Source organism: Enterococcus sp. M190262 (assembly GCF_005843965.1).
Lineage (GTDB): Bacteria > Bacillota > Bacilli > Lactobacillales > Enterococcaceae > Enterococcus_D > Enterococcus_D gallinarum.
On the sequence record NZ_CP040461.1, the window covers coordinates 304,451 to 325,558 of the forward strand.

Here is a 21,108-nt window from a genome sequence, read left to right on the forward strand (position 1 = left end):
TTCGAAGGATGAGTAAAAAGTGGGACTGTGCCATAAGTCATCATCCAACAAGCTAAACCGAATAATAGTCTGTTGCTAGGCTTGATTCCTCTGACTTTTGCGACGAGGAGTCCCTGCACCGCAGGAGCAATAATCATTAATGTTCGGATAGTGTTGCTTGTAGGAGACTTATGGCACAGTCCCGTCTTCTTTATTTTGTTACAAACTCTTGTTGCAAAGCTTTTAATAAATACTTTTTCTGATCAGCTCACCGTTTTTCCACTGCATCTCAACGGTCTGATTCCCTTTGATTTTCAGCCCTTTGACAAAACCATCTTTCAATTCGGCTGGTAAGGACGGCAACCATTTAACATGTCCGTTGCGATCTTGGATAAACAGATTGGCGATCCCAGCAGCCACGCCAAAGTTACCGTCAATCTGGAATGGAGGATGTTTGCTCCAAAGATTACTATACGAAGCTTCTAAAATAGCATGCTGAATATGTTGATAGGCTTGCTGTGAATCTCCTAGGATAGCAAATAAATTGATTAACCAAGCATTACTCCATCCGGTATGTCCGCCACCATTTTTTAATCGCAGAGAAATTGACTTTCTCACTGCATTTAAAAGCTCCTCTGTTCTATAAAGTTCACCAGGGTATGCGCCATAAAGATGGGAAACGTGGCGATGTCCAGGTTCCACTTCTTCAAATTCTTCTTGCCATTCTAAAATTTGACCTTTTGACCCAATTTTTACAGTTGCTAAATAGGGCTGGATTCGCTTCATTCTATCCAACAAATCATCATGAATATTTAGTGATTCACAAGTTAACCGGAAGAAATCAAAATTTTCATTGATCAAGCAGATATCCATTGCAGTTGATAGCTGCAATGAACATTTGTTGCCAGCAGCATCGAAAAACAGGTTCTCTGGTGACGTCGAGGGACAGCTGTGATATATTCCGTCACTTTCTATTAATGTATTGACTAAGAACATAACAGACTTTCGCAATACTGGATAGACCACCTCTTTCAGGTATGTCCTATCTCCCGTGTACTCATAGTGCCGGTATAAATCACTGGCTAGCCAAGCCCCGCCCATTTGCCACATCGCCCAAGAAGCATCTCCTCTACCAGTCTGAGATCGATAAGGAGTCCCCACTGGATTGGTTGTAAACCAGCGATCAGTATTATGATGACACACAGATCCTGCTACACCATAATGAAGGAAGGCGGTCTTTTCTCCTGCGCTAGAGAGTTGTTCAATAAAGTTACTATAAGGTACAAAGCATTCGTGTAAATTACAAGTATCCGCTAACCAGTAATTCATCTCTAAATTGATATTTGTTGTGAAATTACATGACCAAGGCGCTCGCAGCTGCCAACTCCAGATCCCTTGTAAATTACTCGGCAAACTCCCAGGACGAGAAGAACTGATCAATAAGTAGCGTCCATATTGAAAATATAAAGCGATTAGGCCAGGATCTAACTGCCCTTCTTTTACCCTTGCAATACGTTCATTCAGCGGCAACTGGACTTGGTCGCCCAAATACATCTCTACTCGATTGAACAGTTCTTGATAGTCTTTCCTGTGACGCTTTTTAGCTTCTACAAAGCTTGGAACTTTTCCTGCCCCTTTTCTTCTAAAAAGAAATGATACGTTTCGGGCATTTTCAATGATAAGTCGATCGTTGTTAAAAACAAGATTTCCATCCGTTTGCTCAATGATTAATTCATAAATATGTGTTTCCCCGCGAGTCCCTTGTACAAAATCCCATTCATTGCTTATATAGTTTGGATTGACATGTTCCGGACATTGAACCTGTATTTCAACACAGCTTTCATTAGCATGGTAAACAACTTTTGAGTGTAACTGTGACTCATAAGCAATACTAATGGATTCAGCTTCCGGAGCAATAAATCTTCCCCACAAGGCTTGGTCAGGATAACTAGCAAAATACTCGCGCTGATAGACACCTCTCATTCCTTGGTATGTTATTTCTACTTTACTTCTGCTTAAATCAAGACAACGGCGATACTGATCAATCGCTCCTTGTTGGTCTGGTTGTGTAATAATCAGATTTCCCAAAGGCAAGTAGCTCTCGGTGTAATTCCCTAAAAAAGACTCTTCCACTTGTTGCCCCGCTTCTAGATAACGGCCTTCCAAAATAGCTTGTTGGATTTCTGATAAATAATTCGCAGCTTCTGGTCGATTTTTGTCATATTCGTATCCCGACCAAAGTGATTCGTCATTCAAGCCAATTTTTTCAGGAAAACTTCCAAAGATCATTCCCCCTAGACTACCATTCCCAATAGGCAACGTTTCCTCCCATTCCTGCGCTGGGTTTGTAAAGAAAAAATTCATTTTGAGGACCTCCATCATAAAAAAGTCCTATGGCTGTTCTTGAAAAAGTATTGTTCCTTGATTAATCAGTCATAGTCTTGTGATCTCTTTCGCTCAACCTAATTCTAGTCATATTCCAAGAAAGCGGCTTTGTGCTGATTGTAACGCTTCCTCCATCAATCACTACCCGCTCCTTCGAATCACAAGGGACAACTAACTCTTGATTTGGTCCATTAACTGCTTTTGTATCGTAATCAGCCATTTCAGTAGCCTCAATGACACACGCCAATCTCAAATCAGAGTCAACCGTGAATGTAATTTCTTCACAACTATGCTTGTTAACAGAGAAAATAACTAGTTCATCTTTTTCTTCGTTTAAAATAGCAATACTGTCAAGATAGGGTACATTCTTGATTTTGTTGGTATCATAAGTTACTACATCAACTGTTGTAGTTAATGCTTTGCCATGTCCATACAATGAAGCTTGTTGATACGGATAGAAGATGGTCTGCTTCCAAGCTGTCCCATTTTTCTCAGTCATAATCGGTGCGATCACGTTCACCAATTGCGCTAGACAAGCAATCTTCACTCGGTCAGAATTCTTTAATAATGTAATGAGCATGCTGCCAACAAGTAAAGCATCTTCAAAATTGTAGATGTCTTCCAAAATGTGAGGTGCTACCGTCCATGGCTTTTGCGCCGCAGTTTCTTCATTGGAATGGTACCAGACATTCCATTCATCAAAGGACAACATCATGGTCTTGTCACTTCGTTTTTTTGCTTTCATCGTGTCGCAAATGGCGATTACTGACTTGATAAAACGGTCCATATCTTCTGACTTGGCCAAAAATTCAGCAAGGTTGTCAGTTTTATTGTCATAATATTGATGCAGTGATAAGTAATCGACATATTCGTATGTGTGCTCAAGTACCGTTAATTCCCAATCCACGAATGTCGGGCGAGAGCTGTTGGAACTGCCGCACACCACTAGTTCAATTGAATCATCTACCCATTTCATCGCTTTGGCAGTTTCTTCTGCTAAACGACCATATTCTTCTGCTGTCTTATGCCCAATTTGCCAATCTCCATCCATCTCATTGCCTAAGCACCAGGTTTTAATTGCGAAGGGTTTTTCGTCTCCATTTTGCTTTCGAAGATCAGACCAATAGGTGCCTCCTTCAAAATTGCAATACTCAACTAGATGACGCGCTGCATCGATACCCCGCGTTCCCAAATTAACGGCCATATTCACTTCAGTATCGCATTCTTTAGCCCAACGCATATACTCATGTAAACCTACTTCATTCGTTTCAATACTTTGCCACGCTAAGTCGAGTCGTTTAGGTCGCTTTTCTCTTGGCCCAATGCCGTCCTCCCAACGATAGCCAGACAAAAAATTTCCTCCAGGATAGCGAACAATTGGTACTGCCAATTCTTTGACAAGTTTTAAAACATCTTGCCGAAAGCCATTTTCGTCACTCGTTTCATGATCTGGTTGATAAATACCTTCATAGACTGCTCTTCCCATGTGTTCAATAAATGAACCATAAATTCGGCGATCGATTCTCGAAATTTGTTGTGTTTGTGAAATACGTGCCCTAGCCTTCACTTGATCACACTCCTTTTATTCTTATCTCAAATTGATAATGATAATCCTGTAAATGTAGTTGGTATTTGTCTAGTACATCCGGACCACAGCTTCTGGAACCAATCCCGTGCTGTTGATAATCGATGTACAAATAATAGCGGTCTGCTTTTTTTAGTTCATGAATATGTTGTGCGGAATCAATAGCCGCAGCAGAATAAGAATGTACACTAAAATTAAAGAAATGGTTTCCTTGGAACTTGAGTGCTAATTGATCGTCCGACTTGAATGTCGCCCACTTCGTCTGGCAATGATTGCCACTTTCTTGTGGATATAAATATTGGAAACTCAGTTCATCTGTTGCTTGAGAAAACACATCAAAGTAACTGCCATTTTCATTATCTGCATAGGTTTCTTTAGGTCCCTTTCCAGACCAGCAAGTTTTCGTAAATCGTTTATGCAGCTGCCAAACAAGTCCGATACGAGGAACTGTCAGCGGATAATGGTTTTTAGGCTCCCCAGATATTTCATAGGTGACTCGTCCATCCTTGAAAAAAGTGATATTCGTTGTTTGCTCAATATGCCAAAACTTTCCTGCTGGCCCGATTGCTTCCTTTAAAGATAGTTTCAATTTATCAGAATCATTGGCGACAATGCTGCAGCTCATTAAATTTGTCATCATGCGATCGACACCATATTCCCGCCATATTTCACTAGAAATAAAATCATTGTTTGTTGTCGGTCGCCAAAAAATACTTTCTGGAGAGGCTAGATAAATGTCTTGATGCTCGTTCATGAACTGCCATTTACCAGTAGTTTTATCTACTCTCAAATAATTTTTCCCATTTCGGAGCAGCAACATTTTTGCATCATCCTGAATTTCATTAAATAGGAGTATATCAGGTTCTTGCCCTGGTAGAGAGTCTCCTTCGATTGGCATAGATGCGACAATACGAGCTAATTTGCCACGAAGCGTCTTTTGCTCATCGAAAATCTGCACTTTTAGCAAATTGGCCTTTTTTGTGTGCAACAGTTCGCTAGGTAATATCACTTCGACGTCTTTTTCGTGGGGTAAATGAACTGTCACGATCTTTCTTACCAACACTTCTTGATCTCGCTTTATTTCAAAACAACACTTCATATCTAACAAGTCTTTGAATTGATTGCGATTGCGTAGGATTATTTTTCCGACTTCATACGAGGAAAAATCAATGGCGATTGGTTCTTGTTGTCGTTGAATATCGAAATAACTGGGTGATGGTTGTAAATCAGGGGTCATTAACCCATCCAAAACAAAATTGTAGTCATTAGGAATATCACCAAAATCGCCGCCGTATAAATAGGTCGGTTGCCCTTCCCGCTTTGCTTTGATTCCTTGATCTTTCCATTCCCATAAAAAGCCACCTTGTAATTGCGGTTCTTTATAAAACATTTCCCAGTATTCTTTCAACGAACCGGGGCCATTTCCCATCGCATGTCCATATTCACAAAGGATGTATGGTTTGATAACTTGCGGATTGTCTGCGACCTCTTGTAATTCTTGAATCGTCGCATACATTCTAGAATTAAAATCGGCTTGCTGAACATCTTTAAAGTAGCGCCCATCTGTTTCTGAAATACAATCACGGGACTCTCCTTCATGATGAATCAATCGAGTAGGATCTTTTTCGCGGCACCAACGAATCATTGCTTCGTGGTTTGTTCCGTTTCCAGACTCATTTCCTACCGACCAGATAATGATTGAAGGATAATTTTTGTCTCGCTCGACCATTTGTTTCATGCGATCAAGATAAGCTTCCTCCCAATCTTGATTGCTGCTCAAATAATTTTTATCTCCGGTACTGCCTATTCCATGACACTCTAAGTCCGCCTCATCCATCACGTATAATCCGTAGCGATCACACAATTGATAAAATTCAGGACTATGAGGATAGTGAGCTGCTCGAATGGCATTAAAATGCGCTTCTTTCATCAACTGGATCTCTTTTTCTAAGAAACCTTTTGGCAGAGCTCGCCCCTTCGTCTCATGAAACTCATGGTGATTGATTCCTTTAAATAGAATTGGCTTGCCATTAATACAAATTTTGTTTTCCAAAAGAGCCACTTCTCTGAAGCCGATTTCCTGACAAATTTCCTCTTCTGAAGTGACAAAGCGCAACCGATACAATTCTGGTGTTTCAGCAGTCCATTTTTGAGGTGAAACGACTGGAAAAGAAAAATGATGGTTTTCTTTATCTATCACAATCTTTTTTTGAAAGACAAGTGATTCTTTTTCTAAAAAAATTTCGCAATCGAGCTGATTACCATGAATGTTCGGAAAATCAATAGTCAAAATACCATTCTCATAGTTGCTGTCAAATGATGTTTGAATGTGGAAATCCCAGATACATTCTTGGGGGCGATGCAGCAAAGCTACATCACGAAAGATGCCGCTCAACCACCACATATCTTGATCTTCAATATATGAACTATCGGACCATTGAAAAACTTCAACGACAAGTTGATTTTCTCCCTTTTCGATAGAAGCGGTTACATCGAATTCAGCTGGATTGCGGCTGCCCTTACTAAATCCTATATATTTACCATTAAGATACAACGCAAAGCAATTATCCACTCCTTCAAACCTAAGAAATTGCCGCATTTTTTGAGAGTCACAAATAAAATCATATCGATAAACCCCTACCGGAATCTCAGAGAACGTAAAGGGCGGATTGATTGGAAATGGATATTGTATATTCGTATAGTGCGGTTGTCCATACCCTTCCATTTGCCAATTACTTGGTACAGAAATCAGGTGACTATTTTGCCAAAAATCATCAGCAAAAAACCGCTCCCTTTCAACATCTAGATGAGACGGAAAATATCGAAATCGCCAAAATCCATTCAATGACAAAACTCGCGAAGAATTGTCATGATCATCCATTGGAGCATAGGGGAGATAATAACTTCGCGGGCTTTGTCTATTTTCATGAATGCGCTGGGGATCTGACAAGTAGTTTGTCTTAAACATTCGTTTTTCTCGCTTTCATTCATAATTAGTCTTTCATACCAGTTGTTGCACCAGAATCTAAGATATAACGTTGGAACACGATAAACACGAGAACTAAGGGAATAATTGAAAGCACTGAAGCAGCAATCAACACGGTCCAGTTGACATTTTCTGCCCCCACCAAACTCCTAATAGCTACCTGAAAAGTGTATTTTTTGGGGTCGTTCAAAACAATCAAGGGCCAGATGTAGTCATTCCAACGCCATTGGAATGAAAAGATGCTCAGCGTCATAATGATTGGTTTGGCAATAGGTAACATGATTTTCATAAATATTTCCCCATCCGAGGCTCCATCGATGCGTGCGGATTCGATTAAGTCGTCTGGAATAGAGACGAAGAAGGTTCTGAACATGAAAATTCCTGTAGCAGTGTTGATTGAAGGAATAATGATCCCGGCTAAACTATCATACAAACCTAATTCTCGAATCACTGTAAACACTGGATTCATGATTACTTCGGTAGGTAACATCGTTGTTGCAATAATGCAGACAAAAAAGAATTTCAACCACTTCATATCATATTTTGCAAATGCAAAGCCACACGTTGCACTGGCAATAACTGTCAATATCGTGGTAATAACGGACGACTTCAAAGTATTTGTAAAGTATCTTACGAAATCTAGACTGGACCATGCATCGAGATAATTCTGCATGGTGGCATGCTCCGGCAAGACACTTAATGGATAGGAAAATAATTCTGACCCTGGTTTAAAAGAGCTGAGTATAAACCAAACTAGTGGGAACAAATACAGCATTGCCACAAGAACTAAGGCAGCTGTGAGAATGGTTGTGCTCGTTTTATCGTGAAGCTTTGATGCGTCATTCATTTTTACCACCTCCAATTTTCATTTGAACGAGTCCGAGAACTAATAAGATTGCAAATAATACCATGGAGGCTGCACTGGCATACCCAACTTTCATCTTGTCAAAGCCAGTTGTATAAATGTATTGCACAATGAACATATTTGCTGTACCTGGTCCGCCATTTGTCAAGGATTGAACCAAAGCAAATTCTTTCATAGCACCGATACTAGCTAATAGGATCACCATAAAGCTAGTCGGCTTCAATGAAGGTAGCGTAATGTACAAAAACTTCTGGAAGGATGAGGCACCATCAATATCGGCTGCCTCATAATATGACCTAGGTATGTTTTTGAGAGCAGACATAAATTGCAACATGTTAAATGCTGTCCCACCCCAAAGCGCTGCCAACAGAATTACCGAAAATGCTGCGCTTGCATTGGAAAACCAGGGAACAGATTCGCCGCCTAAATTCCCAATGATATAGTTCACAAAGCCAAAATTTTCTCCAAACAACCATTTCCAAATAACCCCAGCAACAATACCCGAAATTGTCCAAGGCAAGAAGAAAACAATTTTCCCTAAGAGCTTTCCCTTTGTGTGCTTGCTGTTCAGCAAAATGGCAATTCCTAAAGAAACAGCGTAAATCAGCGGCACCAAGCAAATTGCATAAGTAAAGGTTCGGAATAAAGATCGGTAAAAACTCGCATCTTGAAATAAAGCAATATAATTTTCGAAACCAAGAAAGTTAGCAGTCCCAAATCCTTTGTAGTCCGTTAAAGAGTAATAAAAGCCCAAAATTGCTGGTACGAGAAAAAAAGTAATGAACAGGACAATATTGACTCCCGTAAAAATCAAAGGCCATTTATTTTTTTTAAGTTTCTTCATGCTCTGCCCCCCTCTTTCGTTTTTAAAACTGGTATGACTTGATACGATGCAAGATGTTCAATCTCCTGCCAAACTAATGCGCCAAATTGAGGATCATAAAAAGAGTCATCGGTCATTTTAGATTTTTTAACCGATTTCATAAAAGTCTCAAAAGTCGAAAACTCATTCCTGCTCCCGCACTTCACAAGTACGGTATGATTGATTCCTTTAGAAACGATGTCTCTACCACGAGTATCCCCGATCTGCTGCATTTCATAACCTTGCGAGAAGTAAACGCCAAGGTAGCTTTGATCTTTTTTGATAAACAGCCAATTAGAATCATTGATATCCACCCGCTCTAAATTCCAATAGGGCACATACATGTGGATAAACGGTACATATGCTTTGGATAAATCGTATTTCATATGCAGAATATTTTTAAATTGTTTAATACAAGGCATCCGGCCATTTCCAGCCCAATAGCTAGGCCGATTTTCACCACTATGCATAAACTCACCTGGGTTGTTTATCCAAAGCTGTGTCCCATCACTGCCTAACGAAAGATTCATCATATGTTGTTGATGGCCCTTTTGAAAACAGTGATACTCGATTCCACTAGCAATTGAATATTCTCGACATTTATAGAGATACGTCTGCACTCGATTGATCCCCTGAAGATAAGTTGCTGTCAATTCCTCATTTGGCTGTAAATCAATCAAAGACATGCATTCTTTTGGTGGAACATAATCAGATAGGCAAAAAAGTGTCGATGCTCGTAAGGCGTAATTAAAGTTCCCTCGGTCCCAAGCAATTGCCAAAATATTGCTTATTTCTCCCAAACGCATGGCTTTCAAATCGTGCTCATATGTTCTGCCAAATGTGGAGGAAAGAGTTCCTCCATGAGAATTTACAGCCATGATCGTGAATGTGAAATCCAATGCTTTTTTCGCTGCATCTTTTATCTCTTCATCTGGCGCATTCGTATAAAGGCTGAAAAAACCTATTAGATCGATAGGCAGATACGTAGTAGAATTCCATTCAGAAAACCCATAGTGTTCAAATTGATCAAACCACTGTAACAAGCGCTGTTTTCCTAATTCATATTGTTGACTTCCTTGTCTTCCACTCGTGACAAACGTTTCCTCTGGAAGCAAGCATCCAGCAAAATATTGGCAAGCATGAAACAATAAGGAGTGATTTTCACTAAAGTACCACATGACATCGTTTCCAGGCTCATCAATCCAATAGCGAAAATGTATCGCCAACTCTCGGAGTTTTACCCTTAGTTTCTCTGGCAACTGCCCTTTTTTTCCTAGCCAAAAACCTAGTAACGGTGCGAACATAAAATCTGCGCAATCTCCCCGTTCCTTTATCATACGAAAAGCCGGCTGAAGTTTTTTCCAGCACTCTTCTGATAATTTCCCGGTTAAGTGAATTTCTGCTAACGCACTATTCATATCCGGAATGGCAAGGTTTGAAAAGATTGTCAAAGCTGTCGCTTTTCTCACTTCTAAAGTTCCACCTAAGTTGCGCTTTAACTTTTCTTCGTTATAAACTGTAAAAACAAGTTTTTTAAACAGATAGGTTTGGTCTGGAAGTAACACGCCCACAAACAGATGCGTTAGCCCTGAGGTAGGGATATCTTCCACATTCCCTAAAGAAATGCGTTGATTATTTAAAGGTAGAAACTGACTTTCTCGTCGGAAATCTGTAATATTTCCCCCAATTTCTTCTGTAAAGGTGACCTCTTCATAAGTAACAAAGACTTTCTCGAAATAATCGTAGTCCGAACAAATACGTACTTCTCCTTTAGAATAAAAATCTTTCTCAAAATAAAGTCCATTCAAGAACTCCTCTGCCCGTTGAAGAACAGTTTCGTCATACGATAAAGGCAAGACTACTTGAAAGTGATGATTCGACAAGACATTTAATTCAACAAAAAAATTTACATCTCGCTCGGCTAGATCATCCATGTAAACAATGAGTTCATTATCGCCTTGTTCTAGCGGGAGAACTACAGTGGTTTTCGTGCCATGGTTTCGCGTATAGGGCCGAAAATCAGTAAGCAATTTCCCATTCATCCAAAGAATAGCTCTTCCGCAGGTAACCAACGAACATTCCACCGCTTGTTTCTCTTGACAACGAAGCTGTGCCCGCAAGTATGTACTTACTTTATGCGGAGTTGCTTGAAAAGTAGAAAAATCTACCCTCGGATTTTCAAAACCATCATATATCTCTGAAAAATCTTGCTTTCCAGGATACGGCACCTCAGAAAGCGTTTGTAAGAAATTTGCTCGAATGGGATATTCGACTTCTTGATACCCTTCCGTCATATTTACAGGAGCATCAATACAACTAGCTTTGCTTTCAACTTTTTCCTTTTGGAGCATGCTGCGTTGCCAACAATTGATCGAACTGCCTTGTTTTACTGAATAGATATAATCGCTCATTCTTCTCCCACTTTCAAAATAGAATGGATGTGGACCGGATGAGTACCAGTCCACATCATTTCCTACTTTACTTCTTCGTGTACCCCTCGTCGTAGTCTTTTTCGATATTCTCAATCATTTGATCAAAGCTGATTTCATCATTCAACACTTGAATCATTGAGTCCTTGTATGCCCCAGTTAGTCCAGTGTATCCAGCCATTGTCATCGCCACTTGATCTGCAGTTTGTTTAGAAGAAATTGGTTGGGCCGCCGCTTCAATTTCTTGATTGTAAATATCGTAAGCCGCTTGTGCATCTGCGTAATTCACTTTTATTCCTTCTTCTGCTGGAAGATAACCAGCTAATTCACATAACTCAGTATAATTTTCTGGTGTGTACAACCACTCCATAAATTTCTGTCCGCCCTCACTATTCTTGCTGTTTTCAAAACCAACCATAAAATTACCGCCCATATTGGTAGCACGAGTTGCTTCATACGGCATGTAAATGGCTTGCCAATTGAAATCTTTAATGTTCGTGGTGAAATCTTTGATTTGCCAACTTCCTGACATATATGCTGGAATCATTCCACTCTTAAACATTGAAGAAGCATCTTCTCCAGAAGTCCAGACCGTTTTTGGAATTGTTCCATCATTATTTAGGTCAATGAACTTTTGTAACGCAGCTTTTGTCGCATCATCAGTTTCATAAGTACCGGTTTTATCATTCAGAACAAAATCCTGCCCACCAAATTGGTACGTGAACGCTCTCAATCGATGATCAGAAGGGTCCATTACAAACCCATATTTGGCATCTGTTTTTTCTTGGATCGTGTCCACAGCTTCTAAAAATTCATCCCATGTCCAAACTTCTCCTTCATTCTGCGGATAAGAAACCCCTGCTTGATCAAAAAGATCTGTATTGATGAACATTCCTACCGCAGTAATATCTGTTGGTAAGGCGCGAACCTTGTCGTCTTCGTCTTTAATCGTCATTGAATCTAGCGTTTTGCCTTTTTTAGCAATATCTGTCAAATCAACTAAATAGTCTCCCCAATCTGGTAAAACCCCTGCAACCCGTGCAACATCGGGGGCATCATCTGACTGTACAGCTTTAGAAATTTTCGTCTCCATATCTGCATAAGGTACGTCTGTTACTTCTACTTTGATACCAGTCTCTTCTTCATAACGTTTTGCCATCTTACTATAGGCACCGCCTTCTGATGCATCTCCCGATACAAACAATCTTACAGTGTCGGAAGAAGCTGAGTCAGAATTGCCGCATGCCGACAAGCCCATTAATAAACCCACACATAAACCAGCCTTTAAAATCTTGTTTTTCATCAATATTTCCTCCTAATGATCTATTTAAAATGACTTAAACCCAAAATTGCTGAAAAAAACAGTAATACTCCAATTATCGTGTGTATCATCTCTATCTTGGTCTTTTTTTCCTTTAATAATAGAATCCCGCCCATAATAGATACAAAGATGCACAACTGAGAAATGGTATAGCTTAAACCTACGCCTAACTGTGTTGCGATATAAAATAAGGAGATATTTGCAATTGTCCAAAATATACCTGTCAGTACATTACGAGAAATTCTTGACAACTCTTGCTTTTCTTGGTCGAATTTCGCAATCACGCAAGAGGAAAGAAACATCGCAAAAGCTTGAGGTAGAAAGATTTGTAGCCCTTTCACGTGAAAAAGTGACGTCGTGACCACATAGCCCATCAGACAAAGTGATGACGTACAAATCATGAGAATGGTTTGTAGTGATATTGATTCTTGCTGCTTATTCTGATTCTGATTCATTGTAACAAGGTAGATTGCAACTAAAATAACCAGCAGCAACAGCAGGGTAATAAGAACCTGTTTCAGATTCTGCCATTCACGGAGAAGGATGCCAGAAGCGAGTGACGTAAACAGCAATTGTGTCCCGTTTGATAATGGCATCACTTTTGACACTGCCCCAGTCGCAAGGGCTTGAAATTGGAGATATTGACCACCCGCCCAAAATGATCCCGAAATCAATGCTGCAATAGTCCCCGTCAATGTGTATTCAACACCCATTAGAAAACTGAGAATGATAGAAATGCCAAATGCCGTAAAGGTTGTGCCCAATAATTGTTCCACAGGTGTTCCTCCAGCTTTTTTGGAAACAATCGGCATCAATCCCCATCCCAAAGCTGGCAAACTATAGATAAGTAAGCTCATGTGATTGCCTTTTCTTTCAAAGATTCTGCGATGGTTAAGGCAAGCAACGTCATTGCTTGTCCATACACCATTGGCATTTGGACAATTCCTTTATAGTCCTCAGCATTGCAGGAAATCGGAGTACCTGCAGACACTCCAAATACCGTACCATCTTCTGCTATTTTAGCTGTTAAAGATGAGATTAAATCGTTGATTACCTCTTGAGAAAGCTGAATAGTAAGGAAATCACTCTTTACCCCTAAGAGAATGCCAGCAATGATTCCGGCTGATCCGGAAGTTTCCGTATAGGAAGTCGGATCCGTTAAAATTGTATGCCATAAGCCATCCTTACTTCGGATTTCCAACAAAGATTTCACTTGATTGTTGTAGAGATTCAATAGGTACCTTTCTGACGACTTAGCTAAATAACCGTTCATTATTTCCAAAAACAGCGGGATACCAACCGTGATCCAGCTATTTCCTCGACACCAAAAATTGCCTCCGTAATTTGATTGTTCTTCAAAATTCCACCCATGATAAAATAAACCACTCTTACGATTTAAGAGGTACTTACAGTGAAGAAGCATTTGTTCGATTGCATCCTCACGCCAGATTTGATTATCGTATTTCACGCCCATTTTCCCCATAAAAAGAACTGTCATAAAAAGAGTATCTGCCCAGATTTGGTTCCGATTTTCTTTTACTGTGAATTTATCTATTCCAGATGTAATATGCTGCAGTCCATTTTCATCTGTTCTAGGAAATTCTTTTTCGATCCACTTCATCCATTCTAGAGCAAGGGTTTCATACTCCGGATAGTCAACAAGTGTTAGTAAAGGACAAATCGTATTCACATTTTTAGTTGGAAGACCTTTATTGATCTCTTCAGTGGCCCATTGTTTGATATATTCATCATTTATAGGTCCCTCCAAATGCAACCCATAAATTCCGACGCCTTGAGGCCAGTCCCATTGCTCCATACCAAAGTCTCTAGCAAAGAATCCTTTACTTTCTGATAATTGATTATTACTGTCTCTAAAATCTTCCTGATTTAACGGTAAGCTATCAAAATGCTTAAGCCGTTCTCTTACAAGTGAGATTTTATTATTTGCTACTACCATTCTTAACTCCTCTTGGCTCTTAAGTTTTTTAATTGGTATTGTTTTGGTGACTCGGCTTGTATCTCTTTAAATTTTTTAATATAGCTAGATTCATCACGGTACCCGATTTTTTCCGAAACTTGTTTCACAGAATATCCTTGTTCTAACAATTCTCGTGATTTCATGATTCGGATATAGATTAAATATTGATTTGGTGTCATACCAAGTGCATTTTTAAATGCGCGAATAATCGTTGATTTACTGATAAAAAAACGTTCACTTAATTCATCCAGAGTCATTTCATTCATATATTCCTCTTTAAGAAAAGAAACAATCTCAGAAATTGTTTGATAATGCTCATAAGATATTGGTTTATGTAATTTCTCATCAGAGTAAACGATTTTATTCAATAGAATAAGTAACTCCGTCAACTTCAATTTTAGATGCAAAAGTTCAAACGGCTCTTTTCGCTCTTGGTCACATCGAATCATTTCTTCATAAAGATCAGTGACTTTAAGACTTTGATCTGAAGTCAACTCAATACAGTCAACCTTCTGTTGCTTGGAAAATATTTCCAAGAGAAAAGGAAAATTTGTTGTAAATTCTTCAATAAAACTGGGCTTGAACAAAATAAAATAGCGTTCATACAATTTGCTGCGATCAATGGAAACTCGATGGAGCTCTTCTGAACTAAACAGAGCAACCGTACCAGCATCTGCATCAAATTTTCGCTCATCAATCTGATAAGTCGTGCTATTCGTTAATGTAAAATGAATTTCAAACCCATCATGAAAATGCGGTTTATCCATAAAATGAATCCTATCTATTTTGTGCATTACCACTAGATCATTTTCAATTAATACCTTATCAACGTTTTCGGTATCTAATCTCATGCTCTCACCTCACTGACAAGATGATTGTAACCGATTTCTAAAGTTATTTGTATGCGTTTCCATTCAATTAATCGGGCAATATCGTCAGAACAGATGAAATTCAGCACGATTTAATTGATTGCTAAAATAATTTATCACCAAAATTACTTAAACTAGAGAACCAAATGGAAGAGAAAATAAACTGACAGAGTCCAGTTCATTTTAGAGAAATAGCATTAAAAGGTGTCTATAATCATAAAAAAGAGTGCCCAGAAAATATTTTCTGGGCACGGGTAAAATCATTTATTGTCAGCAGAAGTCAATGTCTGCATCAGTTCAAAAAAGTGACTGGCATTTCCTGTACTAAAATAGTTATACCATGCTTCTAACGTCTCTTTCTTGAACACATGTAAGCTCTCTATGATTTGCTTCGTCCAAAGTAACGCTCCCGTTGATCCTGCAGTGATTAGACGATTATCCGATACAGATCGCTGATCTACGTATAGTTCTTGGCCATTGTATCCCAGGCAAAACATTTCAAGAAATTCAAGACTGTTACTCGTATGTGAGCGATCATTCAATAAGCCAACCTTTCCCAAGGCTACCGTGGCGCCGCAAATCGCTCCAACAGTTCCACCCAGCAAAAGCAACTCTCTCGCTGCATCAAGGACAGCGTGATGTCTTGAATCACTCCAATTATCCGCACCAGGTAACAATAGGATAGATTCTTGGTTTAAATCCATTTCCTCCACTAAACAATCAGGAGTTATTTTCATTCCTCCCATAGTGTGAATAGGTTGTTTCGAATGACCAACTGTTTTTATCCTTAATAGAGGCGCATCCGCTTTAAAAAAGCGTTTTGAATGTAGCTCTGCTGTCACATATCCTATTTCCCAATCTGCTAGAGTATCTAGTACGTAAAGATAAATTGTTTTCATAATTTCCCTCCATTAATCGTTCTTTCTGCTATCATTATACCTATCAATTGTTGACAACTTTATGGCAACAATACCAAAATAATTTACTAGGAGTTTCTAAATGAAAGTGAGTAGATTGGTCAGTATTATAATCCTTCTAATGGATAAAAAAAGAGTGAGCGCGAAGGAACTAGCCGAAATGTTTGAAGTGTCACCCCGTACGATTTACCGCGATATAGAGGCAATCAGTATAGCTGGGATTCCAGTCCATTCTACTTCTGGCGTGGGCGGAGGATTTGAGATTATGGAAAAATATAAAATGGATAAAAATACTTTTACAGAAGAAGACTTGATTACGATTTTAGTAGGCATCTCCAGTATTCCAAGTGTTATGAAAAGTAATGATTTTGTAAATACACAGACCAAAATCAGAAGTCTGATCCCGCCAGAGAGAATAGAATCAGCTCACGTACAAGCAAAGCAAATGCATATCGACTTTAGTCAATGGTTGGGCGATCGAAATTTAGAAACATATCTTACTATTATCAAGGGGGCTTTACAAAAAAATCATTTACTCACATTTGATTACATTAACCACAAGGGCAACAGGACCAAAAGACAAGTCGAACCTTATCAGCTGGTTTTAAAAAATAGTCAATGGTACTTTCAAGGATACTGCTATGAAAGAAAGGATTTTCGATTATTCAAAGTAGCTCGCCTTTCGAATTTAAAAATGGATGAGAGCAGTTTTGTTCCAAAATCTCCTCCAGCGCTACCTTTGCTTACTCCAGAAATCTTAAATAAACGACAGATATCGATCAAACTAAGAATTCATGCGTCTATCATGGAACGATTACTCGATTATTGCGACTATAACCAATTTGTAAGAGAGGATGAGACCCATTATATCGTCACATTCCCCTTTGTAGAAAATGACTATTACTACGGGATTATTTTAAGCTTAGGGGACAAATGCGAATGTCTAGAACCTTTACATGTTCGCACAGAATTAAAAAGGAAAATCGCCAGTTTAACCCAACTATATGACAAATAGCTTCAGATAAGCGAGTAAGTTCATTTAATGAAACCTTGCTTATACGAACGAAAGTTTTCACTATGAAAAAGAGTGTCCAGAATGACGATCTACTGGACACTCCTCTTTATTCTTCTAATGATAAATGTAAAATAGAATAACGCTTTAAGTTTGGTTTGAGCACTGGCTTCTCCTCAAAAAATGAGAAGGTGACATACTTCCATTTATCCGGATTATAAATGGTAAGTTTACCCAATGAATTGTCATAATCATTCGATTTTAGTCCAACTTCTTTTAATGAAGGCTGCTCGTGAATATCATAACATTCTTCGATTACATACTTACTTTCTGAGAAGGAACGGTCTAAGCGGATTTCTGAGGTAACACCTATCTCAATGTTTTTCCAGCCGAAAGAAGCAATAATATTGTCAAAAAATCCGCCAAAAATAAATTGTGTCATACCGTCTGTTGCTTTCCAAACATACAAAGGGCAATAACTATTTTCTAAATCACCGCTACTTTTCTCAGTAATCAGGTAAGCCTTAAACAGCAAATCTTTAAAGCCATCTGTCTTGTGCCCATTATCCTTTACTCTTTTTCTTATCTTTTCCATGTCGTAATCAGCAGGAAAAACTATTTTATATTGCATCGCTTGCATATTCGCTCTCTCCTTTCGTTATCAAAAAAAGTATACTTGACATCCCCCATCGCGCATAATATAGAATCATGATATGCTTATCACAAAAAATGATAAGTAAGAGGTTAGTCTGATGAATTTTAATGATTTGATGATTTTTAAAGCGATTTATGAAGAAGGAACGCTTAACAAAGCTGCTAAAAGATTGGGCTATGCTCAATCGAATATCACTGCACGTCTTCAAACAATAGAAGATGAATGTAATACGCATTTATTCATACGGAACCATAATGGCGTAACTCCGACTGCCAATGGGGAAGAATTTTATCTTTTCTCGCTTACTACTTTGTCAAAATTTGAGAACGTTAAAAAAAATTTTTTTGAACAGCAGCCAAAATTACTCACATCAGAATTGCTACTAAAATATTTAGTCAATGAATGCCAAGAAATCTCAATTGAATCGATAAAAATAAGATGCAAACGGACCGAAATGATTCTTTCAGAAATTTGCCGCGAGCCTTATGATTTCGTCATAACATTTCAAGAAATAAATAGGACAGAGTATACTTTAACAGAAACCAAGCAATTACTTGTGAATTTTTTATGCGGTGACCGAAATAAGACAAATGTACCACTATTGATCAATAGTGACTTGGATTGTCCTTTAAGACAACTAACATTAGAAATAGTAAAAGAAACGGAGCGATTGGTTGAAATAGATTCATTAGAAACTATTTTAGACCTCGTTTCAAAAGGCCAAGCAATGGCTTTGCTGCCAACTTATTTAGAAAAAGAAGGCTTTCTACCTATAGATAATAATCTATTCGCAATCAATTATTATTGTTATAAGCATATCTGATAACTTCTGACTATCACTTTTCAGCTTAATGAATGAATCAATCTAGAATCAACGAACCATCTACTACTCAAAAATATGCATCTAAATCACTTTTTATGTCTTTGCTGCTTTATTAGGGAAGTTTCCCGTTATCGTCATTCTGAACACCTGAACTGAAAAAAGAAAACTCTTTTGCTGTTAACCTTCGTTGCTCTCCCGATAAAATCGAAGTCTGACACGGCTTCGATGTCTTGTTAATCATCAGTTCCTGCGAAAACCATCGACAAAATCGTCATAGCCTTACCTTCTTCTTTAACAAGAAACAGCATACGAGATTCTCCTTGATCAACCTATCTACGGTTGATCAAGGAGGATCTCGATTTTACTGACATATTCTGTTGGTTGATTTGTCTCATGAAAGTCGATCAAATAAAATTCATAGTAGTCACCAATCGTTGCAAGTTGGTGTTGCTTTAAATAATCGTTTAATTGACGAAGCGCTGCTCCACGATTCTTATAGGTCCCTGTATAGTAAATAGAGGCATAATTACCAGCTGGCAGAACAAATGCTTTCTGATCAGAAAGATCACTGGTTAAACAATAAAAAACTTGATGTTTAAACGTCTCACCATGGGGGGTTAAGACGGTGCCGAAAACATTTTGATTGTTGGCATGTAATTCTTTTTCAAACTGTTTATGCAATCGCTTGAGCTCAAAATACAAATCTTTTCCTAATGTATTTTTTTCCTGGCTCAAAACAATATAGCGATCTTTGTGGTAGAGCCTTTCGATTTCATGATTTTGCTTGGTTTCCGCATACTCGAGTAAATCGATTCTCTCTTGCAACAACGCTTGTTTTTGCTTCAATTCCTTGATCCGCTCATCCAATTGTTCACGCTCAAAATTTAAGATTTCTTTGGTTAAAACCTTGTTCTTGGTATCTAAATACGTCTTTATTTCCTCTAAAGATACATCAAAAAAACGCAAATCTCTTATCGTGTTCAACCGTTGAATTTCTTCATAGGAATAATCACGATAGCCATTCTCAGAATACTTTGGTGACAGTAAGCCGATTTTTTCATAATACCTAAGTGTATGGGGCGTGATATCATAATTTTCACTGATTTCTTTTATTTTCATCTTGGTACCTTCCACCTAAACGATTTAGAATAAGTTTTAACCCCTTATAAGATGCATCTGATAGGATTCAAAACAAACACCTAACTTTCCCCCAGAAGCTTTGGGCAGTCTGATTATCCCATAATCTTAAGTCAAAAGAAATAGCTTCGTTCCAGTCCTCCTAAAATCATTCAGTCGCTAAAAAATCATCTACTCAACGAACTTATTCAGATACGAGCGACTGTTCATAAAATTCAGCCTCACTACCTAAAAATTTTGCAACAACAGCAGGGTCTTTTTTGAGCTCTGAAATGATCATAGGGTCGTCAGCAAGTACAATCACTCCCAGCTTTCCGTCGCGAATTGATTCGTAAGGAATAAACTCACTATAGTTTTGTTCAATCGAAAAAGAGTTGGTAGATTGGATGTCCTCACTTCCTGTGACAGATAGAGCAGCTTCAAATTGGCGGTCTTTCTCAGCAAAAGATAGCTCTAATTTTTGGCTATCGCTCGTACTAAAAAATGGGGTACTTAAAGATTGAGTCGAATCTTTGGTCTTTAAATTGGTGGAGAAAACAAAGACACGCTCACCGGCTTTTTGGTGAATGGTATACTTGTTGACAGTCTTTCTTTCAACTTCTGGAACTGCCTCAAACTCTGCAAGTGTTCTTGATTCATCAATCTCAGCATTTGAACTTGTTTCGCGAGTTGTATGACAACTCCCAACGATGGTGACACTTAACAAAGACAGTATCCCTACTAGGAACTTTGACATCTTTTCTTCCCCCTATCACTGAATGATCTATTAAAAACAGTATAAATGAAATCGCTTTAAAATGATAGTTAATTACTATATAAGCAAATTAAAACAGCAAAAAACTATCCGAAGGCTCTTTTTTGAGTCTTCAGATAGTTTTTCAGATGTATTATTACTGAAACAGACGCATCGAACAAATGAATGATCATTGTTCCAGTGTACTCTTCCTCACTAGTATTCCCCACAACACGAGTAACGCTAATCCGAGAAAGATGAATGGCTCTCCAACACTTCCTGTTTTAGGAAGCTTTCCTAGTTTCGAACCATCTCCCACAATGATTTTCCGCCCATTATCTGGATCGGGTTCATCTTTCGGGTCATCAATCGGGTAGTTCTCTTCTCCGATGCGTCCACGAACAGTTAATTGATAAGAGGGTTGTTTCTGGACATTGGTCCAGGAATTCTGTGCTTCCGCCGCTAAAACCGTCTTCGAAACAAAACTTCCCAGCAAGATAATCATAGGCAGCAGATAGAAACTCTTCCATAATCGTTTCATTGGATTGCTCCCTTCTGTAACAAGAGAACGA

At 38.6% G+C, this 21,108-nt stretch carries 17 protein-coding genes; 2 read left to right on the top strand and 15 right to left on the bottom strand.

The annotated features are described in order from the left end of the window. Positions 1 to 222: 222 nt before the first annotated feature. The 11 genes from FE005_RS01375 to FE005_RS01425 form a co-directional block, all read right to left on the bottom strand. A complete protein-coding gene (locus FE005_RS01375; protein WP_175413529.1) occupies positions 223 to 2,343 on the bottom strand; it encodes a glycoside hydrolase N-terminal domain-containing protein in 2,121 nt (706 codons plus the stop codon). Between the two features lie 61 nt (positions 2,344 to 2,404). Continuing rightward, complete coding sequence (locus tag FE005_RS01380) at positions 2,405 to 3,931, bottom strand: alpha-N-arabinofuranosidase (protein WP_081131967.1); 1,527 nt, start codon at positions 3,929 to 3,931, stop codon at positions 2,405 to 2,407. A gap of 4 nt (positions 3,932 to 3,935) precedes the next feature. Continuing rightward, a complete protein-coding gene (locus tag FE005_RS01385; RefSeq protein ID WP_138371174.1) occupies positions 3,936 to 6,917 on the bottom strand; it encodes a glycoside hydrolase family 2 TIM barrel-domain containing protein in 2,982 nt (993 codons plus the stop codon). Between the two features lie 25 nt (positions 6,918 to 6,942). Then, positions 6,943 to 7,782 carry a carbohydrate ABC transporter permease gene (locus tag FE005_RS01390; RefSeq protein ID WP_081131969.1) on the bottom strand — a complete coding sequence of 280 codons (840 nt, stop codon included), beginning with the start codon at positions 7,780 to 7,782 and terminating at the stop codon, positions 6,943 to 6,945. Further along, complete coding sequence (locus FE005_RS01395) at positions 7,775 to 8,644, bottom strand: carbohydrate ABC transporter permease (RefSeq protein WP_103300198.1); 870 nt, start codon at positions 8,642 to 8,644, stop codon at positions 7,775 to 7,777. Before FE005_RS01395 ends, FE005_RS01390 begins: the two co-directional genes overlap by 8 nt. Next, complete coding sequence (locus FE005_RS01400; protein WP_113849306.1) at positions 8,641 to 11,073, bottom strand: hypothetical protein; 2,433 nt, start codon at positions 11,071 to 11,073, stop codon at positions 8,641 to 8,643. Before FE005_RS01400 ends, FE005_RS01395 begins: the two co-directional genes overlap by 4 nt. 67 nt (positions 11,074 to 11,140) lie before the next feature. Continuing rightward, positions 11,141 to 12,394: an ABC transporter substrate-binding protein gene (locus FE005_RS01405; protein ID WP_081131972.1), complete on the bottom strand. Its 1,254-nt coding sequence runs from the start codon at positions 12,392 to 12,394 to the stop codon at positions 11,141 to 11,143. A gap of 20 nt (positions 12,395 to 12,414) precedes the next feature. Beyond that, positions 12,415 to 13,269: a GRP family sugar transporter gene (locus tag FE005_RS01410; RefSeq protein WP_081131973.1), complete on the bottom strand. Its 855-nt coding sequence runs from the start codon at positions 13,267 to 13,269 to the stop codon at positions 12,415 to 12,417. Then, entirely contained in the window at positions 13,266 to 14,369 is a 1,104-nt protein-coding gene (locus FE005_RS01415) for a glycoside hydrolase family 105 protein (protein WP_113849305.1), read from the bottom strand. Before FE005_RS01415 ends, FE005_RS01410 begins: the two co-directional genes overlap by 4 nt. 2 nt (positions 14,370 to 14,371) lie before the next feature. Next, on the bottom strand, positions 14,372 to 15,241 hold the full coding sequence (locus FE005_RS01420; RefSeq protein ID WP_081131975.1) for an AraC family transcriptional regulator: 870 nt from the start codon (positions 15,239 to 15,241) through the stop codon (positions 14,372 to 14,374). A gap of 278 nt (positions 15,242 to 15,519) precedes the next feature. Further along, positions 15,520 to 16,158 (bottom strand): type 1 glutamine amidotransferase family protein, encoded by a 639-nt coding sequence (locus FE005_RS01425; protein WP_138371175.1) that lies wholly within the window; start codon positions 16,156 to 16,158, stop codon positions 15,520 to 15,522. A 100-nt stretch (positions 16,159 to 16,258) separates the two neighbouring features. Between FE005_RS01425 and FE005_RS01430 the strand changes: the two genes are divergently transcribed. After that, positions 16,259 to 17,191 (top strand): YafY family protein, encoded by a 933-nt coding sequence (locus FE005_RS01430; protein ID WP_103300195.1) that lies wholly within the window; start codon positions 16,259 to 16,261, stop codon positions 17,189 to 17,191. Positions 17,192 to 17,297: 106 nt separating this feature from the next. On the opposite strand, the gene FE005_RS01435 is transcribed toward FE005_RS01430, so the two are convergent. Beyond that, a complete protein-coding gene (locus FE005_RS01435; RefSeq protein ID WP_138371176.1) occupies positions 17,298 to 17,828 on the bottom strand; it encodes a DUF4865 family protein in 531 nt (176 codons plus the stop codon). A gap of 112 nt (positions 17,829 to 17,940) precedes the next feature. On the opposite strand from FE005_RS01435, the gene FE005_RS01440 reads away from it, so the two are divergent. Further along, positions 17,941 to 18,666, top strand: coding sequence for a LysR family transcriptional regulator (locus tag FE005_RS01440; RefSeq protein WP_138371177.1), 726 nt, complete (start codon positions 17,941 to 17,943; stop codon positions 18,664 to 18,666). 333 nt (positions 18,667 to 18,999) lie between these two features. Here the strand turns inward: FE005_RS01440 and FE005_RS01445 are convergent, their stop codons facing one another. The 3 genes from FE005_RS01445 to FE005_RS01455 all read right to left on the bottom strand — a co-directional run bounded on the left by FE005_RS01445 (position 19,000) and on the right by FE005_RS01455 (position 21,077). After that, entirely contained in the window at positions 19,000 to 19,785 is a 786-nt protein-coding gene (locus FE005_RS01445) for a MerR family transcriptional regulator (RefSeq protein ID WP_138371178.1), read from the bottom strand. A gap of 202 nt (positions 19,786 to 19,987) precedes the next feature. Next, a complete protein-coding gene (locus tag FE005_RS01450) occupies positions 19,988 to 20,539 on the bottom strand; it encodes a hypothetical protein (protein WP_138371179.1) in 552 nt (183 codons plus the stop codon). Between the two features lie 187 nt (positions 20,540 to 20,726). Beyond that, positions 20,727 to 21,077, bottom strand: a complete 351-nt coding sequence (locus tag FE005_RS01455; protein ID WP_103300192.1) for an LPXTG cell wall anchor domain-containing protein — start codon at positions 21,075 to 21,077, stop codon at positions 20,727 to 20,729. Positions 21,078 to 21,108: the final 31 nt, after the last annotated feature.